The sequence below is a fragment of the Streptomyces sp. NPDC057963 genome (genome assembly GCF_042887155.1).
Taxonomy (GTDB): domain Bacteria; phylum Actinomycetota; class Actinomycetes; order Streptomycetales; family Streptomycetaceae; genus Streptomyces.
This window is the reverse complement of sequence record NZ_JBHVPX010000005.1, coordinates 102,897-118,717: the sequence shown is the minus strand read 5'-3', so window position 1 is coordinate 118,717 and position 15,821 is coordinate 102,897. Positions and strand designations below refer to the sequence as shown.

Here is a 15,821-nt window from a genome sequence, read left to right as displayed (position 1 = left end):
ACACGGGGAACGGGACCGCGGCCGACGGCGGTCCGTGTGGCCCACGTCACCGGAACCGGTGCAACGGACGTGGCAGAGCAGAGTGTGGAAACACTCATGAGGAATCGCTTCCGCCGCGGAGACCGCGACGCCCTGGGAGAGCTGTACGACGAGCACGCCCAGGTGCTGTACCGATACGCCCTGCGGGTGACGGGCGACTGGGCGGAAGCCGAGGACGTCGTATCGGCGACCTTCCTGGAAGCATGGCGCAGCCGGGAGAAACTGCGTCCCGACGGCGACAGCCTGCGCCCGTGGCTGCTGGGAATCGCCACCAACGTCATGCGTCGCAACGCACGCGCACGCCGGTGCCGCGAGATCGCGCTCGCCCGCGTCCCGGAACGCGGCACGATCCCGGACTTCGTCGACGATCTCGTCACCCACCTCGCGGATGCCGAGCAACTGCGTGCCGCACACACCGCGCTCGCCCGTCTGCGCCACCGTGACCGGGAGGTCTTCACCCTCGTGGTGTGGGCCGGTCTGGACTACGCGGCTGCCGCCGAGGCGCTCGGTGTGCCGGTCGGCACCGTCCGGTCACGGCTGTCCCGCGCCCGTGGCCGACTGCGCGAGCTCACCGACGCCGGAGCCCGCGCCGCACGCGCGGAGCCCACGCGGGCCGGAGCCGAACGGCCCTCGGAGGAGGAAAGCAGGAAACCCTCCGCCATCCCCGGCACGCCAGTACCGGGCCGCATTCCCGCGGCCCGGTTGTCGACCCAGGAGAACAACGGATGAACACCGCCCCGTGGCGCCGTACGCACCACCGCTCCGAGGAGAACGAACGCCTCGGCCTCACCGGCCTGCTGCCCCCGCCGCCGGTCCCCGGTCTGGACCCCGACCGCGAACTGCTGCTGAAGCGAGAACTCCTGGGCAGGGCCGCGCTCGCCGAAACGCCCGGTCGCCCCACCGTCCGGGCCTCCCACCCGAGGCGACGTCTGGTCCGCGTCGTGGCACCGGCTGCGGCCTGCACCCTGGTGGTCGGCGGCATCGTGGCGGTGAACCTTGCGGACACACCCGGGCGCGCCACCACCGCGGTCACGAAGCACGGTGCCACCAGTGGCCCCGCGGTGACACAACTCCTCGACCGCATCGCTCTCGCCGCCGCCGGAGCCAAGCAACCGGCGGTCCGCGCCGACCAGTTCGTGTACATCGAGAGCAAGGTCGCCTACGCCGGGCAGAGCGCTGGGGGAGGCCCGGTGACCGTGGCTCCCGCGCACACGCGGCAGGTGTGGCTGTCTGCCGACGGCAGCCGCTTTGGCCTGCTGCGCGAGGCCGGCGAGCCCGACTCCCGGCTCGGCGACGATGCACCGGTGTACCACCTGGACGGCCCGGGGGCGACGCCCCGGCCGAGCACCCTGCACGGGTCGGATCCGTCGATCGGCAACCCGACCCACGCATATGTCGCGTCACTGCCCACCGACCCGGACGCCCTGCTGGAGCTGATCCGGGACGAGACCCACGGCGAGGGCCAGGACCCGGACCAGCGTGCATTCACCGCGATCGGTGATCTGCTCGCCGAGACCTGGGCGCCGCCGCGGGTCGGTGCCGCGCTCTACCGGGCCGCCGCGGAGATCCCCGGGGTCACGGTGGTCCGCGGGGCGGCCGACGCCGCGGGACGCGAGGGCGTCTCTGTGGCCCGTACGGCACATGGACGGCAGACGCAGTGGGTCTTCGACCGGACCACGTACGAGTTCCTCGGTGAACGCACCGTCCTCACCGAAGCGGGCGACGCCGGCCCGGCCGGGACCGTTCTCGGCACCTCCGCGATCCTCACCAGGGCCGCAGTCGACCGCCCCGGCGAGACCCCGGCGAACAGGACGGCGTAGCGCGGCGGCCGGACGCACCGGCGGCCCCGCGGCGTTTCACCGGGGCCGGTCGGTGCTCCCCGGGGGTTCACGTCGGCCGCGCGGGCCCTGGCACGGGTGGGACGGGGCCGACGTGGCCGCTTCGGGCATGGGGCAGTCGGCGCACGGCGGTGGAAGCCAGCGGGATCACGGCCGCGGCGGCGGAGAGGACGCCGGCGGCCGCGGCCACCCGGAAGCCGCCGAACGTCTGGGCCAGCGGTCCGACCGCCAGCTGCCCGACGGGGATCGCGATGTACGACAGCAGATCGTCGTAGGACGTGACACGCGACAGCACCTGCGCGGGGACGTGTTCCTGTAGCGAGGTGTCCCAGGCGACGGCGGTGACGGAGGAGCCGAGCCCGGCGATGAACGCGCCCGCGACCAGCCACGGGGCATGCAGGTGCGCGCCGAGCACGAGCAGCGGCAGCGCGGCGAGCGCGCTCGTCAACTGCCCCAGCCGCAGTAGGTGCCTGATCACGATCCGGTACATCAGCAGGCTTGACACCAACAGGCCGGCGCCACGGGCGCTGAGCACGAATCCCCAGGTCGCCTCGCCACTGATCTGCCGGGTGAGCTGGGGGCCCAGGATCTGCCAGGTGCCGGTCTGGACCAGGTTCATCAGGCAGAAGGACATCGTGCCGGCCCAGACCCAGGGGATCCGGCGGAACTCGGTCCACCCGACGCGGATGTCGGTCAGGACGGTGGCCCGCCGGGGTGCGGTCGTGCCGGTGGCCAGGGTGAGTCGTGCGAGGAGACCTGCCGCGAGCAGATAGGTGAACGCGTCGAAAGCGATGGCGGGACCGCTGCCGACTGCCACGACGAGCACGCCCGACAGGCTCGGTCCAAGGATCTTGCAGGCGTTGCGTGCCGATCCCAGCACCGAGTTCGCCTGCCGGAGAAGGGTCTTGTCGACGAGTTGGGGCACGATCCCGCGCAGGGCCGGAGTGATGAACGCGGCGAGTGCGCCGTTGAGGAACTCCAGTACGGCCACCAGGACCAGTGAGTAGTGGCCGGACAGCAGGAGCGCCGCGACGCCGCCCTGCGTGAGTGCCGAGCCGAGATGGGCCGCCGTCAGGACGGTCCGGCGTGAGAACCGGTCGGCCGTGGCCCCGCCCACCAGAAGGAGCGCCAGCAGCGGCAGCATATGGGCGGACAGGACGATACCGAGGTCGTGGGAGCTGCCCGAGGAGTCCAGCACCGCGAACGCCAGCGCCACCGGAGCCATCGAACTGCCGAGCAACGACACCAGACGTCCGGCGAAGAACGAGCGGAATTCAGTCTGCCTGAAGAGAGGAGAATACACCGGCCGCAGTCTGCGACGGCGCCACGGCGCACGCTAACGTTTCGGCAGGAGGCGAAAGATGGTGCTGCTACGGCTGAACTCGATGGCCCTGTCGCAATCCCGGTTCGCGCTGTCGCCGATTGCCGAGACGCTGGGGTCGATGATCGTGTTGACCCGACCCTGCTCCGATTCGTGGCTCACCCCCTGGTACACCCGCCACCACGACGAGTTCGGCGCGGTCCTTGACGCCGACCCCTTCGCCAAGGGGCTGGTCGAGTTGATCGGTTCGACCAAGTACCTGCCGGGCTTCGTCACGCTCCCGCCGTCCGGCGGCATGCGGACGACCCTCGCGGACGAATTGGAGGCTGTCTCGGGTGCGCGCGACGAGGACGTACGCGCCGACCTCGAAGCAGCGGTCGCGCACAGCTGGAAGCGGCACGACCTGAAGTGGCTGACCGGGCGCGGGTGGGGAGCCCGAACAGCCGACCTGTTCCGGTACACATGGAACACCTGCATCTCCCAGGACTGGCCGCGCCGCCGGGCGCTGCTGGAACGGGACGTCACCTACCGCGCCGGTCTGCTGGCCGCCTACGGCTGGCCGCGTGCCCTGGAGCAGATGAACCGCCGCAGCGCATGGGTCGGCACCGACGCGATCCGCTTCAGCAACCAGCCCGGACCGGACCATGTGGTCGGCGAGGAAGGCATGCTGTTCGTCCCGGTCTGCATGACGAGGGGCACCTGGTTGTGCGAGGCGCCGCCCGCACGGTACGCCCTGGTCTACCCGGCCCGGGGATCGGCCGCGACGACCGAGCAGCCCAGACCGGCCCACGCCTTGGAGCGGCTGATCGGCGCCGGCCGTGCCGCCCTGCTGCACGAGCTCGAACGCCCCGCCACCAGCAGCGAACTCGCCGCGCAACTCGGTCAGTCACTGGGCACCGTCGGAGGTCATCTGGCCGTCCTGCGCAATGCCGAGCTGATCGCGGGCACGCGAGTCGGCCGACGCGTCGTCTACCGGCGTACGGATACCGGCGATCTCCTTGCCGGACGGAGCGAGACCTGACCCACGGCAGGGAAGGCGGAGGTCCTGCACGGCCGGCGGCCGGCGGCAGTGTCCGTGCCGCTGCCCGAGAACGTCGACGCCCTGATCGGCCGACTGCAGGAACGCCTCGATCAGCTCCGTTCGCCGGGCTGCCCTCCGGCGCCGACAGAAGCCGACTGCCCCTGCCCTGCGCCGGGCAACCGTGGCTGCCCGGCCATCGATGGGAGTGTGATCGACCCGCGCGCCGCATGCCACCGTGCTGGGCATGGATGCTTCCGACGTGACAACCACCGCGCACCAGGTGAACCACCGGTGGCGGGCCCGACAGGCACCCGACGGAGATTTCGTCGTGTTCGCCGACGGCTCTCTGTCGGTGATGAACCTCCTGTGTCTCTCCGGTCCCGATGAGCACGGCGTCCCAGGGACGGAGGAGTGGCACTGGACCGAGCTCCTGCGGGCCACCGAGTGGAGCGCCGGAAACTGGGTGGAAGTCGACTCCGCGCTCTCCACACACACTTGTGGCGGCAGCCGTGCCTGGGCAGGAGAGTCGGCCGACCACGGGAGTGTCGGCTGGGTCGCGCTGACCCGGGACGACGGCGAAGACACCCTGGAGTGGATCGCGATCTCCAACTGGTCCAACCCGTTCTGCGAGGTCATCCTGGACGAGACGACGGTGACCGCTGTCAGCACCGCGGGCCGTATATGGACCTTCCCGCGAAACGTGCCCCAGAACGTGAAGATCACCGAAGACCCGGCCCACCCGAGGGGAGCGGTACCGGATGTACGGCGGGTGGGGGCTTGAGGGCCGGCCCGGGGCGATGGACGTACGGGTGCCGCGCCACGCAGTCTCCTGTGCCCCCGGCCGACGAGCGCATCGCCCTCGGGGGCGGGGCTATGCGGGGAGCATGGCACGCCGCCCGGGGGCCGCGGAGGACTGCATGCTCATGCCGCCGTCGACGACGAGGAGTTGGCCGGTGAGGTAGCGGGACTCGTCGGAGGCGAGGAAGACCATGGTGTGGCCGATGTCCTCGGGAGAGCCCAGGTACGGCAGAGCATTGCCCTTCTTCAGCGCTTCGACGACGTCTTCGGGCAGGTTGTTCTCCAGGGCGGGGGCCATGACCGCGCCCGGGGCAACGGCATTGCAACGCACCTGCTGCGGCCCGTACTGGGCCGCGATCGACTTCGTGATGCTGACCACCGCGGCCTTGACGGCGCCGTAGGAGGTTTGCAGTACGTCGCCGACGAGTGCGGCCACGGAGGCCGTGTTGATGATGGATCCGCCGCCGGCGCGGATCATGTGGGCCACCGCGTGCCGGGCGCCCAGGAGAGTGCTGCGCATGTTGAGGGCGACGGCCCGGTCGAATTCGTCCATGTCCATGCGCAGCAGGTCCAGGTCCTTGCGGGGGTTGGTCCCGCCGACATGGTTGCAGAGCACGTGCAGGTCGCCGAACTCGTCGATGGTCGCGGCGACCATGTCGGCGACCGAGCCCTCGTCGGTGACGTCCACGGTGACGGGCAGCACCCGGCCGCCTGCGGCCTCGATGATCCCGGCAGTCTCCTCGGCACCTCGGGTGTGGTGGTCGGCGACCACGACTCGGGCGCCTTGCCGGCTCATCAGTTCGGCGGCGGACCTTCCGATCCCGCTGCCCGCACCGGTGATGACCGCGACCTTGTCCTTGAGACGTTCCATGGCCATGTCCTTTCGTCGTACCTGTGGGTTCAGTGCTTTCCGGCGGTGGCCCGGGGGCGTGCCGGGACCGTCCCGGCGTCCTGCTCCGCGGGGGAGTGGCGGATGCGCGGGATGGCGAGGGTGAGAAGGAGGCCGACGGCTGCGGCGAGCATCGCGACGACGTAGGTCATGCGGAATGAAGACGGGCAGGGCCGCCTGAGGCTCTCGTGCGCCTACGAAGCGTGCCCGCACCCGGACGGCAAAGGTGGTGGCACCGCCGCCGTCCCGGCCGGAGCGGCCGTGCCGCGGGATCGGCGGCGGCACCTTCGGCGACTTGGTTCATGGCTTGTTCCAGAACCATTGACCGGAAGCGCCCGCAACGTTAAGTTGCCGAACTAATAGCTCGTTACCAGACACCATGTTCAGATGCTCTGTGGCGTCGCATATCCGAGGGTCACCCCCGGGCGGGAGCGACGTTCGTCGCCTGCGGCCGCCCGGTGCCCGTCCTTCCGCGGCAGAGCAGTTCGCCCCTGCTTCTCTCGAACCGCGGGAGTTCCTCCGTGCCCTCACAGTCATCTCCGCCGCTGCCCCTCGACGCGTCCGGCGGCCTTGAGGCGCCGGTGTTCGACCGGCGCCGTGCCTGGCTCGTCACCGCGTTGATCGTCACGTTCATGGTCGTCAATTTCGCGGACAAGTCGGTGCTCGGACTGGCAGCCGGCCCGATCATGGATGAACTGGACATCAGCCACAGCACCTACGGCCTGATCTCCAGTGCCTACTCGGTACTTTTCAGCCTCTCCGGGCTGGCCGTCGGTTTCTTCTCCTCGCGCGTCTCCAGCCGCGTCCTGCTGTTCACGATGTGCCTGGTCTGGGGTTTGGCCCAGCTCCCGGTGCTGATCGTGGCGGCTGTGCCGACGCTGGTCGCCGGCCGGATCCTGCTCGGCGCGGCCGAGGGTCCGGCAACACCGATGTCCATGCACGCCCTCTACAAATGGTTCCCGGCCGGGCGCCGCGGCCTCCCGTCGGCACTGCAGATCAGTGGTGCCGCGCTCGGCACGCTCATCGCGGCGCCCGTGGTGACCTGGCTCATCACGCAGTTCGGTTGGCGTTCGGCCTTTGCCGTGCTGGCCGTGACGAGCTTTGTGTGGAGTGGGGTGTGGTGGTTCGCCGGACACGACGGTCCCCACGACCAGCCGCCTGCTCGCGCGGTGGCCAAGACCGGCGGGCCCGCACGCGTCCCCTACCGCCGGCTCCTGTTGTGCGGCACGGTGGCGGGGAGTGTGGCCAGCGCGTTCGGAGCGTCGTGGGCGATGGGGGTCAGCCAGGCATGGCTGCCCTCGTATCTCAGGTCCGAGCTGGACATGAGCCCGGGTGCGGCGGCGTCGGTCATCAGTGCCGTGTCCGCCTTCAGCTTTGTGCTGCTGCTGGCGCTGTCGCCGGTGGTCGACCGGCTGACCCGGCGAGGGGTGTCGCTGCGCTGGTCGAGCGGCGTGCCGCAGGGCCTGGCGGTGATGTGCGCGGGGGCGGCCATGGCGGTGTTTCCCTTCGTCGGCTCGCTCCCGGTGAGGCTCGCTCTGATCGCGGTCGCCTTCGGGGTGCACTCCATCGCATTCCCGTTGCACTACATGACGGCCGCGGCGGTCGTGCCCGCCTCCCAGCGCGGCGCGCTCTTCGGGATCGTCGCCGCGACAGGGACGCTTCCGGGACTGCTCGCCCCCTCGCTCACCGGTCGTCTGCTGGATACGGCGTCCTCGGAGAGTGCGGGCTACACCCTGTCGTTCGTCCTGGCGGCGGCCGTCATGGTCGTTTCCGGGACAGTGGCCCTCTGCTGCATCCGCCCGGCGCGTGACGCGGGGCGCATGGGTGTGTCCTAGGCGGGGTGCGGGCGGGCCGCCGGTGGCCGGTGGAGCCCGGCCGGCCGCCGACGGCGCAGAGCGGCGGGGGTTCAGTCCTGGCTCGGTGCGGCGTATCCGCTGGCCCAGTACCGGCCGTGCAGGGCCAGGTCCAGGAGCATGCGCACGACCTCTTCGGCGGGCAACGGAGAGGTGTCCTCGGCCCACCAGCGCAATACGGCGATCTGTTCGCCGACCCAGACCCGGGCCAGGAGGTCGGCGTCGATGCGGGACTCGACGCCGTTGCGATCGGCGCGGGCCTTGAACTCCTGCGCCGTCGCGGCGGCGCAGGTGTCCACGAACATCTGCAGGGGCCTGCCGTCGCCCTCGCCGCGCAGGACGACGCGGTACAGGTCCCTTTCGTCGGCCACATGCCGCAGCATCTCCAGCAGCGGCTTGCCGGTGAATCCGACGGCGCTGTCGGCGACCACCGGTTCCAGACGCTGCGCCAGTCGCTCCAGCAGGTCGGCGGTCACGCACGTGAACAGGTCGTCCTTGCCCTTGAAGTGCGCGTAGAAGGTGGCGCGCGCGACATCGGCCCGCTCGGTGATGTCTTCGACGGTGAGCGCGCCGAAACCGCGTTCCAGTACCAGCTCCACCAGCGCGGCCGCCAGTGCCTTGCGGGTCCGTCTGGTCCGCCTGTCCCCGGCCATGAGGCCCCCTTCGCCGCGGTCGTGATCCGCGCACAGTCTAGATGGCTCTTGACAGAGCGGCAGTTACAAAACAATCTGTCTGGAAAGAGTCTGCGTGTTTGTAATTGGTTGAACTGCAAGGCTGGAGATCGTTGATGAACCTCGGTACCTACCTCACCCGCAGCGCCCGCTACTGGCCCGATGCCACCGCCCTGGTCTGCGGCGAGCGTTCCTGGAGCTACGGGGAGCTGGACGGCGCGACCAACCGGCTCGCCTCCGCCCTCGTCGCCCGCGGGCTGCGCCCCGGCGACGCGGTCGCCTCTCTGGCCTGGAACCGCGGGGAACTCGTCGAGGTCGAATTCGCCCTGTACAAGGCCGGGCTGACACGTGCCCCGATCAACGCCCGCCTCGGCCGGGGCGAGATCGAGCACATCTTGCGGTACGCGCCCGTGCGGGTCCTCGTCTTCGACGCGGAGCACCGAGAGGACGCGCTCGCCGCCATCGCGGCAGCGGGCACCGGTTGTGTCCCGGTCCTGCTCGACGAGGGCGAAGAGCCGGACACCACCACGGACGCGGCACCGGATGCCACCGCGGTCCTCGGCTACCGGGCCCTGCTCGGCGAGGCGGCCGACGCCCCGGTGGCTGTCGAGGTCGACGAGGACGCGCCGTGTGTCCTGAACTTCACCTCCGGCTCCACCGGCGCGCTCAAGGCCGCGGTGCAGACCTTCGGCAACCGGGTGGCGAACATGCGCAAGCAGCTCATGAGCGACGAGTCGCGCCCGGGACCCGGCACGCGCTACCTGGCCTGCGGCCCGATCACGCACGCCACCGGGATGACCCTGCTGGCCGGCGTGTTCGGCGGATCGACCACGCACGTGCTGCCGTCGTGGAGCGCGGAGGCCTTCGTGGACACGGTGGAGAAGGAGCGCATCACCGCCACCTTTCTCGTTCCGGCCATGATCAACATGGTGCTCGCCCATCCGGACGCGGCGGGCCGGGACCTGTCCAGCCTCACCAGCGTGCGCGTGGGAGGAGCCCCGATCTCCCCCCAGCGCCTGCGCGACGCCGTACGGTTCTTCGGCCCGGTCGTGGCACAGGGTTACGGGCTCGGCGAGACCACCAGTGTGGTCGCCGGGTTGAGCAGCCAGGAGATCGCCCACGCCGTCGCGGACGATCCCGAACTGCTGCAGTCCTGCGGGCGCGCGATGTACGACACCGAGATCCGCGTCGTCGACGACGCCGGCCGGCCGCTGCCGCCCCGCGAGGTCGGCGAGGTCATCGTCCGCGGCCCCGACTGCGTGCGCGAGTACTGGCAGGAGCCCGAACTGTCGGCTCAGACCTTCCGCGACGGGTGGGTCCACACCGGCGATCTCGCCTGGATGCGCGAGGACGGCTACCTGTTCCTGGTCGACCGCAAGAAAGACATGATCATCTCCGGCGGGTTCAACATCTACTGCACCGAGGTGGAGGCCGCCCTCTACGAGCACCCCGGCGTCCAGGAAGTCTGCGTCATCGGTGTCCCCGACGAGAAGTGGGGCGAAGCGGTCAAGGCCGTCATCGTGCCCCGCCCCGGCCACGCTCTCACCGCCGACGGGATCGCGGCGTTCTGCGCCGAGCGCCTCGACCGCTTCAAGAAGCCGAAGACCGTGGACTTCGTCGGCGAACTGCCCCACAACCGCAACGGCAAGCTCGACCGCAAGGCCGTCCGCGAACCGTTCTGGGCAGGCGCCGACCGCCGTGTGAACTGACCCCCGCCCTCCGACCGGCAAGGACCACCACGAAATGACCTTCTCTCTCCGCCCCGTCCACGACGACCCGCAGGTCTCCGGCCTCGTCGACCGGCTCCGCACCTACCTCGACGGCGAACTCGCCGACTACGAGCGCGAGCGCGGCATCACCCACGACACCCGGCTCACCCGCGCCGACCTCGAACCCGTCTGGCACCGCAGCCGCGAACTGGGCTTCTACGGCATCCACCTGCCGGGGGAGTACGGCGGCCAGAACCTCTCCTACACCGCACTGGCCGCACTCAAGGAGGAGGTCGGGGCCAGCGGGCGCGTGCTGGGGCACAGCGTGCTGGGTGACATGGGCGGTCCGCTGCGCGCGGGCGACATCCTGCGGCACGCCACTGAGTACCAACTGGACAAATATCTGGTGCCCTTGGTGCGCGGCGAACGCGCCTGCTGCTTCTCGCTGACCGAGACCGATGCCGGTTCCGACGTCCGCTCGATGCGTACCACCGCCGTCCGCGACGGCGACGGCTACCGCTTGAGCGGCCACAAGGTGTTCAGCTCAGCGGGCCCCTTCGCGGACTTCGCCATCGTCGTCGCCCGGATGGCCGGAACCGGCGAACAGGAGGGTGACAAGCCGTCCTTCTCCGCCTTCCTCGTCGACCTGGACAGCCCGGGTTGCCGGGTCGACGACGGCGCGACCCCCATGTCCGGGGAGCACATCGAGAGCGACATCATTCTGGACGACTGCCACGTCCCCGCCGAGAACCTGCTCGGCGAGGAGGGCAAAGGCATGCGGATCGCCCTCGGCCGCGTCACCACCAACCGGCTTCTGCACTGCCCCAGCGTCATCGGCGCCACCCGCCGCGCCCTCGATCTCACCCTTGAACGAACCCGCCACCGCAAGGTCGCCGGCGGACAGCCGTTGCTGGCCCTGCAGTCCATCCAGCACAAGGTCGCCGACATGGCCACCGACCTCTACGCGGCCCGGTCCATGACCTACGCCGCGCTCGCCGCCCTCGACCAGGGCAACGAGGTGCGCACCGAGGCGTTCATGTGCAAGCTGTTCGTCGCCGAGTCCGCCTTCAGGATCCTCGACCAGGCTGTCCAGATCCACGGCAAGGAAGGCCTCACGCAGGGCAACGAGATCGAGTTCCTGTTCCGCAAGATCCGCATGTTCCGCATCCTGACCGGCACTTCCGAGATCCAGCGCAACGGCATCGCCCACGGCCTCGCCTTCATGGCCTGACCCGTCTCACCGCCCCTCCACCGCAAGACAGGTGCATCCGATGACGAACTCCGCTCGACCCGCGGCTCCCCCCACATGGTCGGCGCTGACGGGCAAGCGCATCCTCGACCTCTCCCGCCTCCTGCCCGGACCCTACGCCACGTCTCTGCTCGCCGACCTCGGCGCCGACGTCATCAAGATCGAAGGTCCCCGCACCGGCGACCCCCTGCGGGTCGCCCCGGACCTCTTCGACGCGCTCAACCGCAACAAGCGCTCCGTGACCCTGGACCTGCGGGACGAAGACGGGCGTGACGCCTTCCTGGACCTGGTGCGCACGGCCGATGCCGTCGTGGAGAGTTTCCGCCCCGGTGTCCTCGACGGCATGGGCCTGGGTTACGCCACCCTTCACGAGGCCAACCCGCGCCTGGTGCTGTGTTCGCTCAGCGGCTACGGGCAGACCGGCCCCTACGCCCAAAAGCCCGGCCACGAGCTCAACTTCCTCGGCCTGTCGGGCTTCTTCACCGTCCCTGGACGCCTCGATGGCCACATCACACGTCCCGGCGTACGGATCGGTGACATGGCAGGTGCCATGCACGCGGCCCTCGCCCTGACCGCCGCCCTCGGCGCCGACGGTGAAGGCCAGCACGTCGACGTGTCCCTCAGCGAGTCCATCACGGCGTGGTGCTCCCTGTTCGCGCTGCCGTTGCGCAACATCCCCGACCCCCTCGACGCAGGTCTGGTCCAGGGCGACAACGACGTCTTCACCACCGCCGACGGACGCTGTCTTTCCCTCGCCACGTACGAGGACAAGTTCTGGCACCGCTTCCGCACCGAACTCGCCGACGAATTCGAGGCGTTGAACACGTCCGCCTACGACCGGCGCGCTGCCCGCACGGCAGCCAGGCAGGCAGTGGGAGACCTGCTGCGCGGTGTGTTCCAGGCCCGCGACTTCGCCTGGTGGGAGAAGCGGCTGGCCGAGCTCAACGCACCCTGGGCCCCTGTCCTCACCAGCCCCGGTGAGCTTCTGGCCGACCCCCACACCGCTGCCCGGCAGCTGTTCACCGCACCTTCCGGCTCCGCGGTCTGCCCACAGGCTCGATTCCCCGTCACCTTCGGGGCCGGCCTCGACACCTTCCGCAGCCCTGCCCCGTCCCTCGGCCAGCACACGCAGGAACTACTCGACGAACAGGCACTCACCACCCGGCAGCAGATGTACTCGGACCAGCACGCGAGCACCTGACAACGGCCGCACGCCACGGCTGTCCGGCGGTCACCACTGAAGACGGGGCAGCCGTGGCTGCCACAGCGCCCACCGGTCGCCGCATGGGGCGCCGATGGCCGGTCGGGCCGAGCATGCGTTCACACCTCCGGGCACCGACCGTTCCGGACCCGACTGCGGCTGCTCAGAGGTGGACGGCGTGTGCTCGGCCATCGCGTCGCGGGTCACGCCGCTCCTGTTCCGTAACGGCGGAGTCCGGCCCTCGTGCAGCCGGATTCCCGGCGGTCGCACCATGCTGGTGTGCATGCCCTTTCCCGATGAGTCTGCCCCCGTGGCTGTGCTGGACCACCGACCGAGTTGGGCGGTGGACTTCGAAGAGCTGGCCAGGACGCTGCGCGGTGCCCTCGGAGACCAAGCCCGTGCAATCGACCACGTCGGGTCCACCGCAGTGCCGGGCCTGGCTGCGAAGGACTGCGTGGACATCCAGATTCTCGTCGACGCCATCGACGAGGAACGGCACATCGGACTCCTGGCCGCGAAGGGCTTCCGCTGCCGCCCGGAGCCCTGGAACCGTGTGGAGATCGCGGGCGGGCAGGAATGCCGGAAGCTGGTGTTCGCACCGCCGGTCGGCGCGCGACGGTGCAACGTCCACCTGCGGCAGGCGAACGGGCCCAACGCCCGCTTCGCCCTCCTGTTCCGTGACTACCTGCGCGCCGAAGAAGCCGCCCGCCAGGCGTGGGGGGGCGTTCAAGAAGCGCCTGGCCCTGAGCGTGCCTGATCTGCTGGACTACGGGCAGATCAAAGCTCCCGCCACGGACGTTCTGATGGCGGCCGCCGAACGTTGGGCTGCCGAAACCCGCTGGCAGCCCGCTCCGACCCCAGTCGGCCCTCGGCTGACGAAGGCGTTGGCAGCGTGCCACCGCGAGCTGTAAGGATGAAGGGAGGACGAGCGAGGACGTCGGTTTCGCAGACGCGGTGGATCAGGTGCCCACCACGAGGACCTGGCTCGACGCCTTCGCGCTCTGCCTGGGTCAGCGGCGCGGTCCGGGAGCGGGACCGGGCGATCGGACTGCTGCTACGGGGGGACTACGCGCCCGAGGTCCGTGACGGGGTGCCGGCGAGGGACTGTGCGCGCGACGCGGTGACATACTGGGACGTTGCCGAAACGCCGCCGACCGGTGGACGACCCGCTCGACGCGCTGATCGTCCGTCTGTCCGCCGCGGACGAGGAGCCTCGGCACCTCAAGTCCCACGTCGAGGACCGTCGGCTCCGCCGCCGACCGCGCCGCCGAACCCGCCGGCCGGGGCCTCCGGGTCGGTACCCGCGACGAGGTCCTCACCGTGGGCGACTACCTCTCCGCGTACGTCCTGGAGCGGACGCTGCACCGCCTCGACCTGGTCGCGTACCTCGCGGAAGGGTGGAACCGTCCGCGGAGGGGCTTGCCGGGTCGCGGGGGATGCCTGAGAAGATCGCCGGGACCGCGTTCCCGGCGTCGCTCAGCGATGCCACATGCCCAGACCCCCGGGGGACATCCGCAACCGGGCCCAGGCACCACGAGCAGGACCGGATCGCGCCAGGAGGCTTGAAGCCAGGGCGCGGTATCGCGACCGGCTACGACAAGACCACTGAAACCTACAAGGCAGCCATCACACTCTCGACTCTGCTGATGCGGGCGTGACATGTGACGACAACTCCCGTATGCGGTCGCCTGTTTGCAATTCTCCATGGGTGGGGCCGGCTTCAGCTGGCCCCTCGGGCTCTGTCAGTCCTCTCGTCTAGATTTGCGGCGTGACTGAACCCGCCTACCTCGCCGCGGTCCGGGAGTCGTACGACACCGTCGCCGCCGACTATGCCGCCCGCGTGCCGACCCCCGCCGAGCTCGACCCGTTGTCACGCGCGATGCTGGCCGCGTTCGCCGAAATCGTGGAGACCTCCGATCGAGGACCAGTCGCGGATCTGGGCTGCGGCCCCGGCAAGGTGACGGCACACTTGGCCCAGCTGGGAGTGCCGGTCTTCGGTGTTGACGTGTCGTCGAAAATGATCGACCTGGCCCGAGAGGCTTATCCGGACCTGCGGTTCACCGTGGGCTCAATGACCGAGCTGGAGCTCGACGACGGCGAACTCGGCGGCATCCTGGCCTACTACTCCACTCACCACACGCCGCCCGAATTGCTTCCGGTCGTGTTCGCCGAGTTCCATCGCACTTTGGCGCCCGGTGGCCATCTGATGATGGTCGGCCATGTGGGAAACGGCGAGTGTCGGCGTCCAGCGCATGCCTACGGCGGCCATCCAGTGACCTACGAGTCCCATCTGCTGCCACCGGCCCAGATCGCCGAACTGCTGGGCCGGACTGGACTCGCCGTCAGCGCGCAAGTGGTGGAGGAACCTGTCAAAGGAGCAACGAGAACGATCGCCACCTTCATGGCCCGCAAGCCGGAAGGAGGGATTGCCGAGGTAAGCCCAGGAGGGGCCAGGGGGTGATCTTGGTGCCTTGGGGCCGCAACCCTCATCCGTTCGGCTCGGCCTCGTTGGTGTGATGTCGGGCTGCCGTCTGGGGCCGGGGCGGGACTGCGACCTCGATCGAGCGGCCCGCCGCCCCGCGGTTCGAGCGGCTGATTCACCGCGTCTGAGCCACTGGCGATGGCTGTGAGGGCCGGACTGGAGCTGTCGGCGTTCTCCACCCTGGACGCGATGGCCTCGGTGATCCACAAGGAGGTCAACGCGTCGATCTGCGCGGGCATCCACGACGGGATGAGCGCGGTGGAGCGGGCGGGGCTGCTGCTGGGGCCTCCTCGCCCGAACCACCCATGGCTCCGGGTCTGACCGCACCGCGCGTGATTGCCTGCGGCCAGCCTGGTTGCGGGCTACGGCCGGGCCGGGAGCAGGGTGATCCGGATGCTGTGTTTCAGGCACAGGCTGAACGGCGCCGCCAGGTCCTCGCCGACGTTCTCGGCCAGCCATCCGTTGTCCCGGGCCTTGCCGCTGCGCACGTACAGCATGCCGTCGACCTCCAGGAGCAGCAGGGCCCGCTCCAGTCGCCCACGGATGTGGTCGGCGTCGACGTTCCGGCCGGTGTCCCAGGCGTGGCGGACGGGCTTGTGCACGGTGGCAACGTGCTCGGCCGCTACGGTTTCACCGCCTCCGCCCCGGCAGCCGGCCTCCTGTGCCCGCTGCGCGATCCGGATGCGCGGGGGGTTGGACGAGGACGACGAGGTGCTCCGAGCACGGCCCCGTAGAAGGTGGGAATTCAGG

Annotated in this window: 16 protein-coding genes and 1 pseudogene; 12 read left to right on the top strand and 5 right to left on the bottom strand. The window is 70.1% G+C overall.

Translation table 11 applies throughout. The features are described from left to right. The first annotated feature begins 96 nt into the window (after positions 1-96). The gene (locus ACFVT1_RS13655; protein ID WP_389794814.1) at positions 97-768 is read left to right on the top strand and encodes an RNA polymerase sigma factor; all 672 of its coding nucleotides are present in this window, start codon (positions 97-99) and stop codon (positions 766-768) included. Then, entirely contained in the window at positions 765-1,859 is a 1,095-nt protein-coding gene (locus ACFVT1_RS13650) for a CU044_5270 family protein (protein ID WP_389794812.1), read from the top strand. Before ACFVT1_RS13655 ends, ACFVT1_RS13650 begins: the two co-directional genes overlap by 4 nt. A 67-nt stretch (positions 1,860-1,926) precedes the next feature. Here ACFVT1_RS13650 and ACFVT1_RS13645 read toward each other — a convergent pair whose 3' ends face one another. After that, the gene (locus ACFVT1_RS13645; protein ID WP_389794810.1) at positions 1,927-3,180 is read right to left on the bottom strand and encodes an MFS transporter; all 1,254 of its coding nucleotides are present in this window, start codon (positions 3,178-3,180) and stop codon (positions 1,927-1,929) included. Positions 3,181-3,238: 58 nt separating this feature from the next. On the opposite strand from ACFVT1_RS13645, the gene ACFVT1_RS13640 reads away from it, so the two are divergent. Beyond that, entirely contained in the window at positions 3,239-4,219 is a 981-nt protein-coding gene (locus tag ACFVT1_RS13640) for an ArsR/SmtB family transcription factor (protein WP_389794808.1), read from the top strand. Positions 4,220-4,463: 244 nt separating this feature from the next. Continuing rightward, the gene (locus tag ACFVT1_RS13635) at positions 4,464-5,000 is read left to right on the top strand and encodes a hypothetical protein (protein ID WP_389794807.1); all 537 of its coding nucleotides are present in this window, start codon (positions 4,464-4,466) and stop codon (positions 4,998-5,000) included. A 90-nt stretch (positions 5,001-5,090) separates the two neighbouring features. Here ACFVT1_RS13635 and ACFVT1_RS13630 read toward each other — a convergent pair whose 3' ends face one another. Together ACFVT1_RS13630 and ACFVT1_RS13625 are read right to left on the bottom strand one after the other, a co-directional pair. After that, positions 5,091-5,888, bottom strand: a complete 798-nt coding sequence (locus ACFVT1_RS13630; RefSeq protein WP_389794805.1) for an SDR family NAD(P)-dependent oxidoreductase — start codon at positions 5,886-5,888, stop codon at positions 5,091-5,093. Between the two features lie 29 nt (positions 5,889-5,917). Next, the gene (locus ACFVT1_RS13625) at positions 5,918-6,058 is read right to left on the bottom strand and encodes a hypothetical protein (protein ID WP_389794803.1); all 141 of its coding nucleotides are present in this window, start codon (positions 6,056-6,058) and stop codon (positions 5,918-5,920) included. A 369-nt stretch (positions 6,059-6,427) separates the two neighbouring features. Here ACFVT1_RS13625 and ACFVT1_RS13620 point away from each other — a divergent pair, with 369 nt between their 5' ends. Continuing rightward, complete coding sequence (locus ACFVT1_RS13620; RefSeq protein ID WP_389794801.1) at positions 6,428-7,741, top strand: MFS transporter; 1,314 nt, start codon at positions 6,428-6,430, stop codon at positions 7,739-7,741. 71 nt (positions 7,742-7,812) lie between these two features. Here the strand turns inward: ACFVT1_RS13620 and ACFVT1_RS13615 are convergent, their stop codons facing one another. Then, positions 7,813-8,412 carry a TetR/AcrR family transcriptional regulator gene (locus ACFVT1_RS13615; protein WP_389794799.1) on the bottom strand — a complete coding sequence of 200 codons (600 nt, stop codon included), beginning with the start codon at positions 8,410-8,412 and terminating at the stop codon, positions 7,813-7,815. A 134-nt stretch (positions 8,413-8,546) separates the two neighbouring features. Here ACFVT1_RS13615 and ACFVT1_RS13610 point away from each other — a divergent pair, with 134 nt between their 5' ends. The 7 genes and pseudogenes from ACFVT1_RS13610 to ACFVT1_RS13580 all read left to right on the top strand — a co-directional run bounded on the left by ACFVT1_RS13610 (position 8,547) and on the right by ACFVT1_RS13580 (position 15,392). Next, positions 8,547-10,139 carry a class I adenylate-forming enzyme family protein gene (locus tag ACFVT1_RS13610; RefSeq protein WP_389794797.1) on the top strand — a complete coding sequence of 531 codons (1,593 nt, stop codon included), beginning with the start codon at positions 8,547-8,549 and terminating at the stop codon, positions 10,137-10,139. A gap of 34 nt (positions 10,140-10,173) precedes the next feature. Continuing rightward, the gene (locus tag ACFVT1_RS13605) at positions 10,174-11,370 is read left to right on the top strand and encodes an acyl-CoA dehydrogenase family protein (RefSeq protein WP_389794795.1); all 1,197 of its coding nucleotides are present in this window, start codon (positions 10,174-10,176) and stop codon (positions 11,368-11,370) included. Between the two features lie 40 nt (positions 11,371-11,410). Then, entirely contained in the window at positions 11,411-12,589 is a 1,179-nt protein-coding gene (locus ACFVT1_RS13600) for a CaiB/BaiF CoA transferase family protein (RefSeq protein WP_389794794.1), read from the top strand. 310 nt (positions 12,590-12,899) lie between these two features. Then, a complete protein-coding gene (locus tag ACFVT1_RS13595; RefSeq protein ID WP_389794792.1) occupies positions 12,900-13,346 on the top strand; it encodes a GrpB family protein in 447 nt (148 codons plus the stop codon). 354 nt (positions 13,347-13,700) lie between these two features. After that, a pseudogene (locus ACFVT1_RS13590) lies at positions 13,701-14,073 on the top strand (maleylpyruvate isomerase); the annotation flags it as partial. Positions 14,074-14,357: 284 nt separating this feature from the next. Further along, complete coding sequence (locus ACFVT1_RS13585; RefSeq protein WP_389794790.1) at positions 14,358-15,050, top strand: class I SAM-dependent methyltransferase; 693 nt, start codon at positions 14,358-14,360, stop codon at positions 15,048-15,050. Positions 15,051-15,209: 159 nt separating this feature from the next. Then, positions 15,210-15,392: a hypothetical protein gene (locus ACFVT1_RS13580; RefSeq protein WP_389794788.1), complete on the top strand. Its 183-nt coding sequence runs from the start codon at positions 15,210-15,212 to the stop codon at positions 15,390-15,392. A gap of 41 nt (positions 15,393-15,433) precedes the next feature. Here the strand turns inward: ACFVT1_RS13580 and ACFVT1_RS13575 are convergent, their stop codons facing one another. Next, positions 15,434-15,673: a hypothetical protein gene (locus tag ACFVT1_RS13575; protein WP_389794787.1), complete on the bottom strand. Its 240-nt coding sequence runs from the start codon at positions 15,671-15,673 to the stop codon at positions 15,434-15,436. Positions 15,674-15,821 lie beyond the last annotated feature (148 nt).